15 protein-coding genes are annotated in these 17,160 nt (G+C 36.2%); 1 reads left to right on the top strand and 14 read right to left on the bottom strand.

The annotated features are described in order from the left end of the window. Positions 1-119 precede the first annotated feature (119 nt). From IGI37_RS03710 to IGI37_RS03685, 6 genes are all read right to left on the bottom strand, one after another. The gene (locus IGI37_RS03710) at positions 120-1,541 is read right to left on the bottom strand and encodes an ATP-binding protein (protein ID WP_438760075.1); all 1,422 of its coding nucleotides are present in this window, start codon (positions 1,539-1,541) and stop codon (positions 120-122) included. Continuing rightward, the gene (locus tag IGI37_RS03705; RefSeq protein WP_438760074.1) at positions 1,531-2,211 is read right to left on the bottom strand and encodes a response regulator transcription factor; all 681 of its coding nucleotides are present in this window, start codon (positions 2,209-2,211) and stop codon (positions 1,531-1,533) included. The genes IGI37_RS03710 and IGI37_RS03705 overlap by 11 nt, the downstream gene beginning before the upstream one ends. Positions 2,212-2,223: 12 nt before the next feature. Further along, positions 2,224-3,444 carry an ABC transporter permease gene (locus IGI37_RS03700; protein WP_438760073.1) on the bottom strand — a complete coding sequence of 407 codons (1,221 nt, stop codon included), beginning with the start codon at positions 3,442-3,444 and terminating at the stop codon, positions 2,224-2,226. Continuing rightward, positions 3,441-4,100 (bottom strand): ABC transporter ATP-binding protein, encoded by a 660-nt coding sequence (locus tag IGI37_RS03695; protein WP_438760072.1) that lies wholly within the window; start codon positions 4,098-4,100, stop codon positions 3,441-3,443. Before IGI37_RS03695 ends, IGI37_RS03700 begins: the two co-directional genes overlap by 4 nt. Further along, entirely contained in the window at positions 4,084-5,337 is a 1,254-nt protein-coding gene (locus IGI37_RS03690) for an efflux RND transporter periplasmic adaptor subunit (protein WP_438760071.1), read from the bottom strand. The genes IGI37_RS03695 and IGI37_RS03690 overlap by 17 nt, the downstream gene beginning before the upstream one ends. 140 nt (positions 5,338-5,477) lie before the next feature. Further along, entirely contained in the window at positions 5,478-5,708 is a 231-nt protein-coding gene (locus IGI37_RS03685) for a hypothetical protein (RefSeq protein WP_438760070.1), read from the bottom strand. A gap of 612 nt (positions 5,709-6,320) precedes the next feature. Here IGI37_RS03685 and IGI37_RS03680 point away from each other — a divergent pair. Further along, on the top strand, positions 6,321-6,986 hold the full coding sequence (locus IGI37_RS03680) for a GntR family transcriptional regulator (RefSeq protein WP_438760069.1): 666 nt from the start codon (positions 6,321-6,323) through the stop codon (positions 6,984-6,986). 100 nt (positions 6,987-7,086) lie between these two features. Here the strand turns inward: IGI37_RS03680 and IGI37_RS03675 are convergent, their stop codons facing one another. From IGI37_RS03675 to IGI37_RS03640, 8 genes are all read right to left on the bottom strand, one after another. Beyond that, positions 7,087-7,419, bottom strand: a complete 333-nt coding sequence (locus IGI37_RS03675; RefSeq protein WP_438763574.1) for an aquaporin — start codon at positions 7,417-7,419, stop codon at positions 7,087-7,089. 850 nt (positions 7,420-8,269) lie between these two features. Beyond that, on the bottom strand, positions 8,270-8,392 hold the full coding sequence (locus IGI37_RS03670) for a family 43 glycosylhydrolase (protein WP_438760068.1): 123 nt from the start codon (positions 8,390-8,392) through the stop codon (positions 8,270-8,272). Between the two features lie 122 nt (positions 8,393-8,514). Beyond that, positions 8,515-9,597, bottom strand: a complete 1,083-nt coding sequence (locus IGI37_RS03665) for an IS30 family transposase (protein WP_438760067.1) — start codon at positions 9,595-9,597, stop codon at positions 8,515-8,517. Between the two features lie 115 nt (positions 9,598-9,712). Further along, positions 9,713-13,129 carry a glycoside hydrolase family 2 TIM barrel-domain containing protein gene (locus IGI37_RS03660; RefSeq protein WP_438760066.1) on the bottom strand — a complete coding sequence of 1,139 codons (3,417 nt, stop codon included), beginning with the start codon at positions 13,127-13,129 and terminating at the stop codon, positions 9,713-9,715. Between the two features lie 202 nt (positions 13,130-13,331). Then, positions 13,332-14,654: an ABC transporter substrate-binding protein gene (locus IGI37_RS03655; RefSeq protein ID WP_438760065.1), complete on the bottom strand. Its 1,323-nt coding sequence runs from the start codon at positions 14,652-14,654 to the stop codon at positions 13,332-13,334. Positions 14,655-14,675: 21 nt separating this feature from the next. Further along, the gene (locus IGI37_RS03650) at positions 14,676-15,365 is read right to left on the bottom strand and encodes a hypothetical protein (RefSeq protein WP_438760064.1); all 690 of its coding nucleotides are present in this window, start codon (positions 15,363-15,365) and stop codon (positions 14,676-14,678) included. A gap of 20 nt (positions 15,366-15,385) precedes the next feature. Beyond that, the gene (locus IGI37_RS03645) at positions 15,386-16,270 is read right to left on the bottom strand and encodes a carbohydrate ABC transporter permease (protein ID WP_438760063.1); all 885 of its coding nucleotides are present in this window, start codon (positions 16,268-16,270) and stop codon (positions 15,386-15,388) included. Further along, positions 16,270-17,145, bottom strand: coding sequence for a carbohydrate ABC transporter permease (locus IGI37_RS03640; RefSeq protein WP_438760062.1), 876 nt, complete (start codon positions 17,143-17,145; stop codon positions 16,270-16,272). Before IGI37_RS03640 ends, IGI37_RS03645 begins: the two co-directional genes overlap by 1 nt. Between the last annotated feature and the right edge of the window lie 15 nt (positions 17,146-17,160).

Raw genomic sequence — 17,160 nt, 5'->3', positions numbered from 1 at the left:
ATTTGTATAATTATGAAAATATAGGAAGATTCAGTCATTCTATTATTGAGTGGGAACGATATAAAATAAAAAGAAGTGTGTAAAAAAAGCCCTATTGGACTTTTTCTACACACTTCTTTTTAGAATTCCAATGAAAAAACCATCCCTTTTTTGTCAGGACTAGCTTTGAAGTTATACTGCCAGCCATTTCTTTTCGCTAGTTGACTAACAATATACAATCCTATGCCCGTTCCTCCATCTTTTCTGTTTCGAGCATAATCAGGGCGATAAAACGGCTCAAATACTCTAGAAGCCTCCGTTTCAGAGAGTGGTTGGCATTGGTTAAAAAGCTCCAGTCGATTAGCTGTCGTCTTGATAGAAATCGTGGACTGCTCATCTGAATAGCGTAAAGCATTGGAAAAAATATTATTCCAGATTCGAATAAAATCCTCTTTCACACCATAAATTTCAAAGTTCTCAATTGTGTGTATAATTTTTTTTTGGTCTTTTTTAGCTAACACTTCATAGACTAAAAAGTTCTCTTCATAGATCTCTTGTAGCATAAATGTTTCACTGACCACTTCTGAGGTAACACTATCAATTTTAGAAAGCTGTAGAATTTGATTAATCAAGGCCTCTTGTTCAAAAACAATTTTTTGGCAAACAGCTAGATATTTTTCGTAATCTTTATACGGACCTACTTGATGAATCATTCCCTCTAACACACTATTCAGGGCCGTTAATGGCGTCTTCAACTCATGAGAAGCACTTCGCATGAACTCCGCTTTACTTCGCTCGAGCTCTGAGACCTGGTGATTTTCTTGATCTAATTTGTGAATCGTATTTCCTAGGCTCGTGTAAAGATAATTAATGTTCTGAGCCAAATCATTAATCTCGTCTTTGCCGCTCACAGTAATCAGCTGAGCATCACGCATTTCTTGCATCTTTTCAGTCATTTGAATCACTGTTTTAATCCTTCTAGTAGAAAGCCAAGAATATACAAAAGCCCCTAGGCCACCAATCAACATCCCAATCCCAAGCGTCCATGGATAAAGTGCAAACAGAACATCTTTTGCGTCATCAATCGGCTGCAAAGAATAATAGACGTGGAGGTAAGCTACCTCAGCATTCTTAAAGGTGATTTTTTGTTCCGTTTCTAGAAAAGAGTCCGCCTCGCCTCGCGCCTGGTTAACTGGCACAACATATTCAGTCGTTTCTCCAGAAGTTGTATCCTCTACCAACCGCTCATCTAGATCAAATCGTTGGGGATTACCTTGGATTTTAAAAGCATTACTCGCATAAAAGACTTCTTTTTTTTCGTTGGTAAGCTCAACAGAAAAACTAAACTTAACACTCAAAGTTGTCAGCTCTTCTTCCAATGTCGGATTCCATTCTTGTCCATCAATCTTCTCTTTAACCTTTTTAGAAAACTGATTAAGTTCCTTTGTTTTTTCATTTGTATAGTACTTAGGCATCATTAAATATAATCCGGCAAAGGCTAATGTAACAACAATCGTAATAATGACCGTCGTATACAAAAAGTATTTCGTTCTAAGCTTCATGTGCTTCTCCTTCGAATAGATACCCAATTCCTTTGACTGTTTTAAACGAGAATGCCGGGATTTTTTTTCGAATATTTTTGATATGTGTATAGATTACCCGATCATTCGGGAACTCATCGTACCCCCAAAGTTCATCTAAAAGCTGTTCACGGGTCACCACTTTTCCTTTTTGAGCCATCAATTGATAGACGATACTGAATTCTTTTTTGGTTAAGAAAACAATTTTTTTATTGACCCAGACGGTTTTTCGTTCATTATCACAAACAATTTCTCCGCTCTTAAGAACGGCTTTATTTTCGCTAGGTGTTTGATTGCTACGTCGAAGAATTGCCTCGACCCTTTTTACTAATATACTAGGAGAAAATGGCTTCGTTACATAATCATCGACACCGTTTAAAAAGCCGACCGTCTGAGAATACTCATCACTTAAAGCAGTCAGCAAGATGACTGGAACCTCAGAAGTTTCTCGGATTTTTTTCAATAAATCAATGCCATTCATTTTAGGCAACATAACATCCAAAATCAACAATGCATACGCCTCTTTTTCAAGGGACTCTAACGCACTTTCCCCATCAAAAAAGGAAGCTACCTGAAACCCAGCCTCCTGTAAAAAGGCTGTCGTCACTTCATTGGTGGTCTGATCATCTTCTACTACTAAAATTTTGTTCACATAATTACTCCTTTATTCATATCTCAATGCTTCTATTGGACTTAGTTTAGCTGCTTTAATAGCAGGTATTAATCCAAATACTATACCGATTATAATTGAAAAAAGCAAGCTCCCCAATACGGCGCCAATTGAGACAATAAAAGGAAATCCCATAGACTGTGTAATGATTTTCCCAGCGAATAAACCAAATGAAATGCCTACTATCCCCCCAATTAGAGTCAGAAGAGCAGATTCAAACAAAAATTGGGATAAAATCCATTTTTTTCTTGCACCTAGCGCTTTTTTGACACCAATTTCTCGTGTTCTCTCCGTTACCGAAACGAGCATGATATTCATGACGCCAATCCCGCCAACAATCAATGAAATACTGGCAATTCCGGCTAATAATAAAAATTGTGACCGATTCATTTCCTCCATGCTTTTTTCATATTCAGAGTTATTGACAATCCCAAACCCATAATCCGATTTTGGTAATTGAGCACTTAAAAGCTTACCCACTTCTTCAGCCGCTTTCTTCGCTTGGTCTACCGTTTCACCTTGAACCCAAATTTTGGGCGCTGGATCTAACTCATCGGAAAGTGCATACTTAATAGTCTCAGGCACGAATAAATCATTCGTACTAAAAAGTACACTCGCTGCATAGGCTTCACTTCGAACAACTCCTACCACTTTATATGGCTTGCCACCTATTTCAATAATTTTCCCTAGTCCTTCTTTATTTCCAAACAACTTCTCATACGTCCGTTCTTCCAATACTACAACTGAACTTACTGAATCAATATCTGCTTGTGTCAGCTTACGTCCCTTTATTAAACTATGCATTTTAATATTAAAGTAATTCGGTGTCACCGCTCTAACTTTTGTTCCAACCGACTTATTTTGGTAATACGTTTTTACATCCTTTTCAAAAAATATAGCTAGTTCTTTAACCCCTGCTATCGATTTGTACTTGGCCAACGTTTTTTGGCTATATTTTGGCAGGTAGCTCGGCTTGTTCTCCTTGCCTGTAGGTCGCCCACCTTCTTCAAACATCACTTTTGTATCGTATTCAACTAACATTGAATTGTCTGATCCGCCGACGATTTGCCGCTTCAAGTTTTCTGTATTTCCTTCAATGATACAAAATATTGCAATAATCGCTGAAATTCCAATGATGACCCCTAACATGGTTAAAATGGAACGCATTTTGTGTGCCCATATTGATTGTAGAGCCAATAAAGTATTTTCTCTCATTGAATCCCTCCATCTCTTAGGACAATTTTTTTATGCGTATACTCTGCAACTTCTTGTTCATGGGTAATCACAATAATCGTTTTTCCTTGTTGGTTCAATTCTGTAAACAACTCCATGATTTTACGACTGTTTTCTGAATCTAGCGCGCCGGTTGGTTCATCCGCCAAAATAAAATCCCCTTCTGTTACCAGCGCCCGTGCAATCGCTACACGTTGTTTTTGACCTCCCGATAATTGGGCAGGATACATATCTTTTTGATCAGCTAGACCCATCTTTTCTAAATATTTTTCAGCTCGAAGATGTCTTTGATCTTTTTTTATTTTGCCATAAATCAGTGGCAACTCGACATTTTGGAGAGCGGTCAAACGTGGCATCAAATTAAAATTTTGAAAAACGAAGCCAATATGCTTATTGCGAATGTCTGACAGCTCATTTTCAGATATCCCAGCAATATCCACACCGTTCAATTGATAGGTCCCTGACGTTGGCAAATCTAAGCAACCGATAATGTTCATTAAGGTTGACTTTCCTGAACCTGAAGGCCCCATGATTGAGACATATTCCCCTCTTTCAATATACAGATCAATTCCTTTTAGTACTTGCACGGGTTCTATTGCCTGCATATAAGATTTTGTTACCTCACTGAGTCTTAACAACGGCTCCCACCTCCATTTTCTCCTCGACTCCTTTTACTGGAAGCGTCACCTGGTCATTCATAGTCAGGCCTTCTTTTATAGCCCACAAAGACTCTTTTGTTTTATTCTCAATGACCACTTTTTGTCGTTTCACCTTATTATCGACAATTTTCCAAACATAATCTGACTCTTTTTCAGTAAAGATATACTCTCTTGGCAACTGAACCTTCGAGTTTTCTTTTGGCTGTGGACGAACAAACACATGCCGTCCTAATGTCGGGTATTTGTCTGCCTTATCTAACATGACTTTGAAAGGATACTTCGTCATATTCGGGTTTTCATCTTGACCATTTTCTGAATCGTCTTTGGCTTCATTACTGATATCGCCTATTTCAACTAATTTTCCGCTCCACTTTTGCGTATCGTCATTCCGATCAACGACCTCTACTTTGGCATTCAACTGTAATTGTTCTTTTTGAAATTCATCGATTACTCCTTTTACATAATATGTAGACAAATCAACTAATTCGATGATTGCTTTTCCAGCCGCTTCGTCCGTTTGATTGAGTAGACTCTCATCCATTTTTTTCACCACGCCATCAGCCTCAGCCACTTGATCTTTGTTCTCAAACTTTTTCTTAACCGTCTCTAGTTTATATTGTGCCTTTTCTAAATCAATAGTTAGTGAAGAAGCTTCGGATTGGGTGCTCAATATCTCTGCATTCAACTGCGAAACAGCCTCTTTTGCGGTCTCTCTTTCTGTTTTTAAACCTTCTTTTTCTTCTTCTGTTGCTTTTGAAATTTTATAGTCAAGATTGTTTACTAGCGTTTGTTTTTCATATAAACTATTTTGCTTATTCGCTATATCTGTTTCTTTTTGGCCTATTTGTTGCTGTAATTGAGTAATCGCAAACTCTGATTCTTGGATTTCAAAATCTCCATCTGGATTTTCGTACGTCAATAATTTTTGACCTTTTTTTACGGTATCTCCTAACTTAACATGAAGCTTGACGACCTTCCCGCGGCTACTATCCACTAAAATTTTTGACACTTTTTTCGGCTCAATAGCTCCTGTCAGTAATAGGCTCGATTCTTGATTATTTTCAACACTCAATTCCTTAACTGAATACGGAATGATTGTTGTTTCTTCTGCTCGAGCATCGCCACTATGCTGTAACCAAAAATATCCAGCTACCCCACAGATAGCTATCATTGCAATTCCACTAACCCACTTTACTTTATGACTTTTTTTCCTCATAGGTCCACCTTTTCTTTACTATTTTAAAGAAAGAGGCAGGCTCAAATCTCAAAAAGATTTTCCCCTGCCTTTTTCAAAGATGCTTTTGATAGAAAATTCGTTTGCATGTTCCTTTTTCAACCTAACAAAAACAGCTTACATTACTCCTCTTCGTCTGGACTATTATTTCCTTGAATAACCCCCCCATCTTCTGTTTTATACTCAGTTACTGCCTCGCCATTCTCATTAATTTTTTCTTCACCATCACCTAATTTACTTGGATCAAAATTAGTTTTTTCCTGTGACTCAGAATCTGGATTTTTATCATTACCGCAAGCAGTTAATGACAGTCCAATTGTTACTAATGCAAATAAGCAAATAATTTTTTTCATAACTCATTTCCTCTTTTCATTTGGTATGTATTCATCTTACAAAACTCATCTGTAGCTATGATGAAGTCAATCTGTAGTTTATGTGGAGTTTGGGACAGAAGCGTTTAACTCCGAGAACCTGATAAATACTGTGCAACATCCTCTCACTCTTCGTTGTGTTTTACATCAATTAAAGGAAATTTACGAAAATGATAAGAAATACGAAAACCTTTTTCTATGTCGATTAATTCTTACTTGGTGCTCTACAGTTTTTACACAATACTTTATCTGTCCCTCCTCCCATATACAGCAAATAATTCTTTCATTTTTGCCAAGCGTTCCTGTCTACATTCGAGCAAAGTCAACCCATTATTTTTACTTTCCACTAGCTTGACTATCTCTTGAAATGTTGAATCTGCTTTTTCCATTATTTTATTTTGGACCAAGTTCAACTTTAATCGTTTATTAATTACCCAATAATTATTGAAGCAAAGATTGTTTTTTTTTCACATATTGGTATAATCGGGGTGCAAGAGATATGGCCACCCCTCTATCTTATATATCTATTACTAGCTATATTTTTCTAGTTATCGTTAACCGATTTCACATCCCTAATAGAAAGAAGGTTGAAAAATGGAAATTAAAAACAATCAAACCGTAGCCTATGAGCAAATCAAAGAAATGATTATGACGAATCAACTACATCCAGGTCAAAAGATTTCGAAAAATAATCTAGTGAAAGTAACTGGTATCGGGGATACACCCGTCAGAGAGGCTATACTAGAACTTCAAAAAGATGGTCTTTTACTGGTAGTCCCACAAAGCGGTACTTATGTTTCAAAAATCAAACTAGCTGAAGTGGATCAAGCAAGGTTTGTTCGTGAAAACATTGAAAAACTGATTTTAACTGAGGTCTGTGATGTCATAGATGATACACAGTTAGCAGCATTAGACACTATGCTTGCTGAACAACAAGTTTCTTTTAATAAGCGAGATACTAGCAAGTATTTTACTTTAGACGAAGAATTCCATAAAAATTTTTACATAATTACAGAAAAACCCTATATTTGGAACTGGCTACAAGTATTGAATATCGCATTAAATCGATACCGTTTTCTCCGACTAGACTTTGAAGATCTTGGCTGGGATAACATACTTGAAGAGCATCAAAATATTGTCCAACAAATAAAAAACAAAGATAAAGACAAACTTGCTGAAGCAATCTCTCAGCACATCCATAAAGTAGAAGAAGACTCCCGAATCGTTGTCGACGCTTTCCCAAATTACTTTGAAAGATAAGTACGATCAATAAATAAAAGAAGAGTCTTATTTCTACTTTGAGTCTATGACATTATTGCTAAATTAATGCTACAGACTCTCTCTTTTACAAATGAATTCCCTAAAGTAAGAAGGCAACCAAAACGCCTCCGACTAGAGGGGCAAGACTTGAAGAACTCAAACTCTTCGCAAACTCTGACCAATTATTGTGGTACATTGAATAAACGATTCTAGGAACTAAATCTCGAATAGGATTAAACGAAGCTCCTGTAATGGGACCAACGAAATAGATTAGGTTGCCAATATACAAACTAATGAATAATGAGCTTAGTGGGAAAAACTCAATAATCGATAGCCACTGACCAATGAGTAGCAATAATCCAGTACCTACCATTTCTATTACAAAAATCCAGTAGGTATTTGGACAATTTGCTACTGTAGCATATGAATGGATTTACCCTTTGCTGAAGGTAGGTTCAATACGATGACAGTTGCACTTGCTGAACCAATTATCTCTCCCAGTAATCCCATTAAGAATTCGATTGAATAACATCCGCTATTCATATATTCATTCAATAAAAAATCGGGTTCATACTTGCTGAAGAAAAAAGTTTCCCTACTAAACTCCCAATGAGAACTGCAAGTACCCAATATAAAGAAACTCTTATTTGACTAGGGTTGGTAGATGCTTGGGTTAATCCCAGTCCAAAAAACAGCAAAATAAACGTATTCACTATGTTAGGTCTCCTCTAGATTCTACTTCTCAATTTCTATCTAATTCATTTCTTCATAACGAAAATAATCAAAATCAGCAGACAAACGTTCTCCTGTCAAATCCACACAATGTAACGATCCTCGTCCAAATAAGCGTAAAAATCCTAGACGCTCTATTAGACTTCCTATCTATTCATTAATTTTATAAAAGTGAGGCGCTTCACTTAGCCCTAATTCGATCCCTTTAAGAATTATTTTACTTCCACCAATGCGCTTCTTTTCTTTATGAGAATATTCTTGGAAGAGATTCCATAAAAACAGATGATTGGTAGGCCTAAAATCCCATACCATATTTGAAAAAATGTTTTATTCCATCGTTATCCTGGAATAAAGATGGGTTACAAGCTTAGTTCATAAATATAGGGTCTGTCCACTCATCATCAATCGTTTCACAAGTAACTAAATAATTGCCTACATCTTTGGAGACATCTCCCTCTACTACCTATACATCTGAAAAATCACCAAAAAAATGCCTCTCTGAATAAGAGAGACACAGAGCTCAAATACCTCCTGAATCCGGATTTCCCAACCTATAATTGAGATACTCGATTTAGTGGGCGGCCAACTAGATGCCAATGAATCAGATTTTTGGAGTGATGAATTTGAACTCCATGAACCCATTCGAAAGTTGAAACAGCTATATAATAATTCATCGCCTACACATTAAACCTGTATTTTGTATTTTTCTACTGAATTTAGTTCCATCATTTAATCCCAAATTTCAAGTTCAAGTTAGCCACTTATTGAAATTCATTGGTTATTTAGTTTTTGTTGGTTATCTAGTAGCTAAAGATAGCTCCGATAGTTCGTTCAATAGACACTCACGCGGAGTGGCGTAACCCAATATTCTTCTCGGCAAATTATTCATCCAATCCTGTACACGACGAATGGTGGTCAACGCTACGTCTTCCATGCGTGTTCCTTTAGGTATGAAACGGCGAATCATCCCATTGTGATTTTCGTTGGTCCCTCGTTCCCATGAAGAATAGGGATGGGTGAAATAAACTTCTGTAATATCTTTGAGAAGTGTGGATAGACCAGTGAATTCAGTACCATTATCTGAAGTAATCGTTTTGAAAAGTACTTCGAAATCATTGCCCGCTGCTTCTTTTAAAGCGGTCAGTGCACGATTAACTGGATCAGCTGCTTTTCCATCGATTTTGATAATCACTTCGTAGCGTGTTTTACGCTCGGTTAATGTAAGCAATGCTTGGTCTTTGCCAATGCGCAGTCCGTTCACTGTATCGATTTCCCAATCGCCGAAGCGCTCACGTGTATCGACAATATCTGGACGTTTTTCAATTAAATCACCGAGAATCTTTTTGTTTCGTCTGCTTTTTGGCTTATTGGTCTTCCGTCGAACTTTGAGATGGAGATCAATGTTCTTCGTTTCCATCAAACCGAAATCGATATAGTTGTATAGGGTTGTGGTACAAGGGATCGTTTCATTAGGAAACAGTTCTAGTTTCTTTGCACGACCAACAACGACATCTGGTGATTGCTTTTCTTTCTTCATCTGATGATCGGCATACGCCATGAAATTCGGTGAAGCGACCCACTTCGGTTGTTTACGGGAATTCGCACGTGCGGCTTCGTAAGCGGCTTGGCCAGCATCTGCGGAATAAACAAACGATTCATATTCGTAGGTTTTACCGTTTTGGACTTGGCGCCTGATTTGGCGAACCGTACCGTCTTTTACTTCGCTATGAATGGTTTGAGGAGCACGAACCAGTAGTTTCGCGATTGCTCGATTCGAAAGTGGTTCATCTAATTGTTTCCAGGCTTCAATTTTATTTCGTTCTTCATAATCAAGGTGTTTGCCTTTGCGTAAAAATGTGGTATTCTCAGTTTGCGTCATTGTCATTTCATCCTTTATTGATTGTATAGGAACTTCAATAATACATGAAATTGGGCAATGACGTTTTTTTATTTTATGAAGTGGCTAAGTTCATTTTAAAATTCGCCTCCATCATTTAATCAGAGATAAATTTAAACCACTCAAAATTAAAATTTGAACCTGGTAAAAAGATAAATTCAATTGTACACTTCCCTTTAATCGGCTTTGGAAATACATATGTTTCTATCTTAGACTCTTCACTTCTCTTTACATCTATTAAATATCTTTCTTCTGATAAACTCGTGCTAATCTTTAATTGAATAGAGTTACTTTTCTTTAAAGTGTTTCCAAATATTTCTATACCTTTAGCCCCTTTTTCACCAAAATCGAACTCATTAAAAGTAATAGTCACATTATTTCCTATTTCACGGATTTCATCTTTGGTAATAATAAAGCTATCGCCATAAATCTCATCATTAGCGATTGCATAGTTCTTCATAAAGCTAGGGTCCATTTGTTTGAATGTGAACTCTTTTAAATGAACTTTTTGCTTAAATATAAAAGTTATCGTCTGCACTCCTGTTAAAATTTCAGGTAACTGATAAGATTGCTCTTGGTACGTATTCCAGATTGACCCTTTGGTATAAGTTACTTTATCAATAACTTTACTATCCCAATCACTTGGATATCCCTTATAAATTTCTATTACAAAGGGATCACTTTCTAAAGAAAATAGAGAGAGAGTTAAATTATCAGTCCCTTTCTTACCAAAATCGATTTCATCAAAAGTAACCCAGCTTTCACCATCTCTAAGTGTTGCAACACCACGCTCATTTCCATTTGTTAATATCACGTTGCTACGACTATATCTTCCACCTGATATTGGTTTATATGGATTTATCTTGCTATCTTTTAAACCTGTAAAAGCGAGAGGTAATGAAGCATATAAATCCAAATGTTTTTTTCCATTTTTGACACCACAACGAACAATAATCTCTCCATTAGCTATGGGTTTGATTATGGCTCGATTTCCTTCAATTTTCCAACTGATAATATCGGTATCTATCCCTCTTTCATCCGTCATACGCCAGACTAAATCGCATGTAGTCGCATTACTAGGTAAGTATTGAGCAGAAACAACGATTTCTCCATCTTTTTTAACTTCAGAGCTGAGAACTATTTTCCGAACAGATATGTTTGGAGAGATGCCCACATAAGGTATTTCATCAAAGCAGCGATTGCTACCAATTTCTATCAAAGCGTCTTGACTTTCCAATTTAATGCTACTTTCCGATATTCCCTGACTACGACAAATCACTTCAATGGTTCCTGATTGATCGTATCCCCCAATCATTAACAATAATTTCCCGTTAAACAATCGTTTCTGAGATGTTTTATATTGTGAAAAATCAGTGCTATCACCATTATCCATACCTAACAATCGGCCGGGACCTTTAACTTCAACTGAAATGTCATTGTTTGCATTTTTCACTTCATTTCCTTTTTCATCAATCCCAGTTACCTCTATAAAACAAATATCGACACCATTGGCTAGAAGTTGATGTTTATCAGGTTTCAATTGAATTTTGGTCATTTCACTAAAGGAACATTGTTTATCAACTGCGATAACTTTTCCTTTTTCATCATAGGCCACAGCCTTCAATTCCCCTGGATAATAGTTAATCTCCCAATCATGTAATAGCCTTTCACCATGTTTAGGATCATTTTCAACTTTTCCTAATGATTGATTATTAAAGAATAATTCTATTTGAGGAGCATTACTACAAACACGAACATCTATTACCTGCCCTTCAGTAAAGTCCCAGTATGGGAAAAGATGAACCATTGGCACTTTTTTGTAATCAGTCCATGCTGCTTGAAAGGTGTAATATGCATCCTTGGGAAATCCAGCAGTATCAATTTGTCCCAAATAGGAACTTTTAGTATTGTAGGGTGTGGGTTCTCCGATATAATCAAACCCTGACCAAACAAATTGACCCAATGAGTAGGGAGTATCCCGATCGAATAAAATACACGCTTCAATGCTTTCTGCGCCCCAGCTTGTTCGACTATTTCCTAACGCAGAACATTGAAAATCATCATCCGCTAATGTACTAAGCTTTAACGGAAAATGATAAACATCACGACTCTGTGCAACCGAGGCTGTCTCGCTTCCATAAATAATCCAGTCCGGATATTTTTCATGATGACTTGCATAAATATTTTCAGCATAATTGTATCCTACCGCATCCAATAAATCAGCTGCCTTTTGTGTGCTCCCCCAAGGCAAATAATTTGAACCAAAACTTATCAAAGCATTATGCATCGGATCAAACTTCTTTACCTGTTGAATTAATTGTTTTGTCGTTTCAACCCCATCTTCTCGTCCATGCGTGTCATAAATTTCATTTCCAATGCTCCACATAAACACACAACAATGATTTCGGTCTCTCTTAATCCATGCAGCGATATCTCGTGCATACCAGTCACTAAAAAAGCGACTATAATCATTTACGTTTTTAGGATGCTTCCAAATATCAACAAATTCTGACTGTACCAAAAATCCCATTTGATCTGCCAATTGATAAAATTCTTTTGAAAATGGATTATGTGCTGTTCTAATAGCATTAACACCCATTCTTTTCAGAATTCCCAACTGTCTCTCTATAGCTGCTTTATTTGTAGCCGCACCTAGTGCACCTAAATCATGATGTTGACAAACTCCTTGAATTTTTATATGTTCTCCATTCAAAAATAGTCCCTCATTGCTACAGACAACAATCTCTCTAAAGCCAATTTGATGCTGAATCATTTGTTCGGTTTCATCTGTTTTAAACAGAGTGATTAATTCATATAAATGAGGAGCATCTGGAGACCAGACATAAGGTTTATTAATGCTTATTGTTTTTTCCCACCTATCTTCTCCTGGCTGAACATTTACGTTTATGCGTTTCCTATACAACTCGTTATTCATATTTTTTAGACAAATCTCTAAAACACCTGACTTAGGTATCTCTGTATGATTTACCAATAGATGCTGAATAGTTAAAGCCCAGTCAGTGTCCAGCCCTATAATCTTCTCGTGATGTAAGTAGTCTTCGTTTGGATGTATGTGCACTTTATTCTCTCGATGAAGCCAAACATTTCGATAGATTCCTGCCCCTGAATACCATCTAGAATTAGGGAACTGGTGCTTCACTCTGACAAACAATTGATTGGTTCCCTCATTTACTTGTGGTATAGGAAGAAATAAGGGCGTATATCCATATGTCCATCTCGCAATCTGATGGCCATTCAGATATATTTCAGCATCCATATAAATCCCATCGAATTCCAAATAAAAATCATGCGTATCTATGTCTTTCAGTTCAAAATACTTGAGATACCAGCCTTCGCTTGTACGATACAAATTATTGACATCACTAATCAACCAATCATGAGGCATTTCGACAGCCAAAAATTTTTCTTCTGAAGAAATAGCATTTTCTAAATTAAACTTTGCAGTCAATGGTTTCTCTATAAAGCGCCAATTATCCAAAAAAAGTTGTTTCATATACTTTCCTCTACTTTCATTCACTATGGCATTTATCCATTCAGTTTAGTAGTTCGCTACAACTATTCACATATCTTGTTTTTTTATCCTTATTTCTTTAGTAATTCATCACAAAAAACTCCCTGGCATAGATCTTTGTGTCAGGGAATTTAGTCAGTCTCCTCTTAGCAACACTGAGAAGAGTCCATTAGATTATCATTGATTAATTTAATTTATAAGTCGATTTTAATTTTTCAACTTGTTCTTGAGTTTTAGTAAACACATAGTCTGTTGCGTCATCTAAAGACAGATCCTTTAATTGCATATTTTCTAGCGCATCAGATAAAATGGTCTGTAGTGTAGCATCCTCATAAAAAACCGTTTCATTTAAAGCTTCAACTGTTTGAGAATAGTCATAACCTTCCTTGATTGCTCCTTCTACAAGCCCTGCATCGATTAACGTTTGAGCCGCTACTTTGGAAGCTGGTACACCACGAGTAACACCCAGAGTTTCATTTGCTTTTTTTCCATTGATAAAATCGTTGATAAATTTGCCTGCTTGCTCAGGATTCTTTTCAAATTTACTTACAGCTAATAAGAATGACGGCTTTGCAATTGAATTAGCCCCTTTTGCGCCATCATTTTTCAGCATATCAGCAACGATTAATTCTTGTTTTGCCTCTTTTAATGCTTGTTCATTTCCTGCAATACCACCCGTCCATTCTAAGACACCAGCATACTCACCACTAATAAATTTTGGATTTTGTGCTAAAGACACGGGTTCAGTACCCACATTTTCTAAGTAATCTTGACGTGTATTGAATGCTCCAGCTTCAACCATTTCCATATACCACTTCAAAGCTTCTTTATACTCTTCTTTTGTATAATTCATGTTGCCTTTTTCATCAAATTCTGTTTTTCCAGTCATTTGCTGTAAATAAATTCCCGTTCCAAAACGTGGTGTTGGCAAGACTAAAGGAAATGATCCTTCTGGAAATTTCTTTGCAGCCTCTTTTAATTCATCCCAAGATTTAGGAATCTCAGCCCCAACCTTTTCAAAAGCTGTTTTATTAAATAGTACAGATACCACATTTTTTCCTAGAGGAATCCCATTTTGAACGCCATTAAATTGCCCTGTTTTTAAGAAGTCAGGATCATAACTTGATAAATCGATTTCTTTAATCTTACTAAGGTCATAAAAACCATCGCCATTAGGAGAAAAGCGAGCAACTTGACCACGATCCAATTGAATAATATCAGGCGTTGTAGACTCTCCACCTGTCAACATGGTTGTAACCTTCTCTTCTAACGAACCAAATCCAACATATTCTGCCTTAATCTTAGTTTTTGGATTTTCTTTTTCAAAGTCCTTAATCATATTTAATGTCGCTTGGTGACGATCATCATTTCCCCACCACCAAAAACGTAAAGTTACCTCACCATCTTTTGAAGCACTTTCTTTCTTTCCTGACCCACATGCCGATAAACCTGCTATCATTGTCAACGCTACCATTACTGAAATACCCATCTTTTTCCAATTTTTCATAATCAAATACTCCTTTTCTTGTTATAGTTTATTTTGAGTGAAGATTTGCTCAAAATATAAATCTAAGGAAAATCTTTTTTGAAGATTTTTCCATATAAGTAGATTCAAGAATCCACCTATAAATATGATGTAAAATACTGCCATAAATCGAATTGAAACCAATGAGATACCAATATAAATCATATTAATAAATGTTATATATGGTAGACGATAACTCAGCATCAAACCAGATATTAATTTTTTTGATACTGGTAGTCGTTTGGCTTCTGCCCTTGCTTCAATCAAAAAGATGTATAGTAAACCATTAATCAAAAATGCGGATGTAATCAAGACAGCGAGTAAGAAAAAGCTCGATGCATCCTTGTGTATTAGAATACTTACATCAAGAATTATCAGTAATATTGCTGCTGTGGCACTTAATAACATATGAAAATGCGCCTTCAGAATCTTCAGGTATTCTTTACAAAATCGTCTAATTGAGTACTCATCTAATTGCGGAAGAATATGAAATTGCATCATGATACTTTGCATCATTAAGAAAATTGGCAGAATAAAAAATACAAGATTATTTATCGTTGGTTGAAAGAAAAATAAGACCACCAATCCTAATAAATTAGACAAAATGAAATAGGTACTTACCACAAATATCTGGTAAAATGACGTAATCCCACCTACAGTCCATTTACTCACATTCTCTATAACGTGTTTCATGATTTCCCCCTCTTTCTGACTTATCCTTTTATACCAGAAGATGTGACTCCTTCAACAAAGTATTTTTGAGCGCTAAAAAATAGAATTAATGCCGGTAATAATGAAATTAAAGACATAGCTAATATCTGATTCCAAGCAACTACCCCTGAAGAGGTATCAATACTCATCTTCAAAGCCAACGCAACGGGGTATTTATCTACTGATGAAACATAAATCAATGGCCCTAAGAAGTCATTAAAGCTCCAAACAAATTGGAAAATGATACAAGAAATTAATGCAGGTTTTAGCTGTGGCAACAGGATTCTCCAAAGAATTTGAAATGAATTACAACCATCCATTGTTGCTGCCTCGTCTAAGTCTCTAGGAATAGAACGTAAAAATTGGATTAACATAAAGACAAAGAATGGTTCTTGCGCGAATACAGTTGGTGCAATCAATGGAATGTATGTGTCCAACATATTAAATTGCTTCCAGAAAATATATAATGGAATTCTCGTAACAACAGCCGGTAAAAACATGGTCGCCATCAATAAGGCAAACAATACATTTTTGAACTTAAAGTTAAATCTAGCAAATCCATAGGCTGTTAATGTGGAAGAAATCAAACAAAATATAATTTTTGGAACAACTATTTGAAAAGTATTCATAAAATAAGTAGTAAATGTATATTCGGTACGCGTATTCCAGCCTTCAATATAGGGGGTAAAATCAATACGTTTTGGAATAAAACCGATCTCTGTGAATATTTCAGTGTTTGTCTTAAATGAAGCTCCTACTAACCATAGGATTGGGTAAATCATAACAATCGCCACAATAGTTAGTATCAAATAACGGAGTGCAGATGAGAGTTGTCTCTTTCTTTTTTCATTTTTTTGTCGCGTGTTATAAGATGCCTTTACTTCCATTATTTTCCACCTCCATCAGAATAATAAACCCAACGTTTCTGTGAGCCAAAAATCACTAATGTTACTGCTACAATAATCGCAAACAATACCCAAGAAGCAGCGCTGGCGTAGCCCATCTCAAATGATTTAAATGCTTTGTCATAAATAAACATAGATGTTAGATACGTCGAGTTTAGAGGGCCTTTCCCAGTTACCAGATATGGACCGTTGAATTCTTGTAAGGCATTGTTTAACTGCATAATTAAATTAAAGAAAATCGTAGGCGTAATTAACGGAATCGTAATAGTGAAGAACGTTCTAAACTTCGATGCCCCATCCATAGAAGCAGCTTCATATAAATCTTGAGGTATTTCTTTTAATGCAGCTAAAAACAGTAGCATAGAAGACCCGAATTGCCAAACCTTTAGTAATACGATTACGATCATTGCCCCTCCAGGAGTTGACAACCATGAAACTGGCGATAAGCCTAGAGTTTCCATAAAGGTATTAATAAAGCCATCAGGTTGGAACATAAAACGCCACAATATAGCAATTGCCACATTCCCCCCTAATAAAGAAGGAATATAATAAGCCGTTCTATACAAATTGATTGCCTTTAGTTTAAAGTTCAAAATAAAAGCGATAAATAGTGCAAAAGCTAGTTGAACAGGCACAGTGATGACTGTGTATTTTAATGTAGCAATTAATGAGTTAATAAACTCTTGGTCTTTAAACAACGCCATATAATTTTTAAGCCCAATAATTGTTGGCTCTGCAATCATGTTATAATCCGTAACACTGTAATACAATGAACTCACAAACGGCCAAATCGTTAATAAGCAAAAGCCGATAATCCAGGGTAGTATATATAAGTACCCCATTTTTTCATTTCTCATCTAGTTTTCCCCCTT

This window comes from Enterococcus sp. AZ194 (assembly GCF_051713825.1).
Classification (GTDB): Bacteria; Bacillota; Bacilli; order Lactobacillales; family Enterococcaceae; genus Enterococcus_K.
The sequence above is the reverse complement of the archived record's forward strand: the minus strand, read 5'-3'. Positions and strand labels throughout refer to the sequence as shown.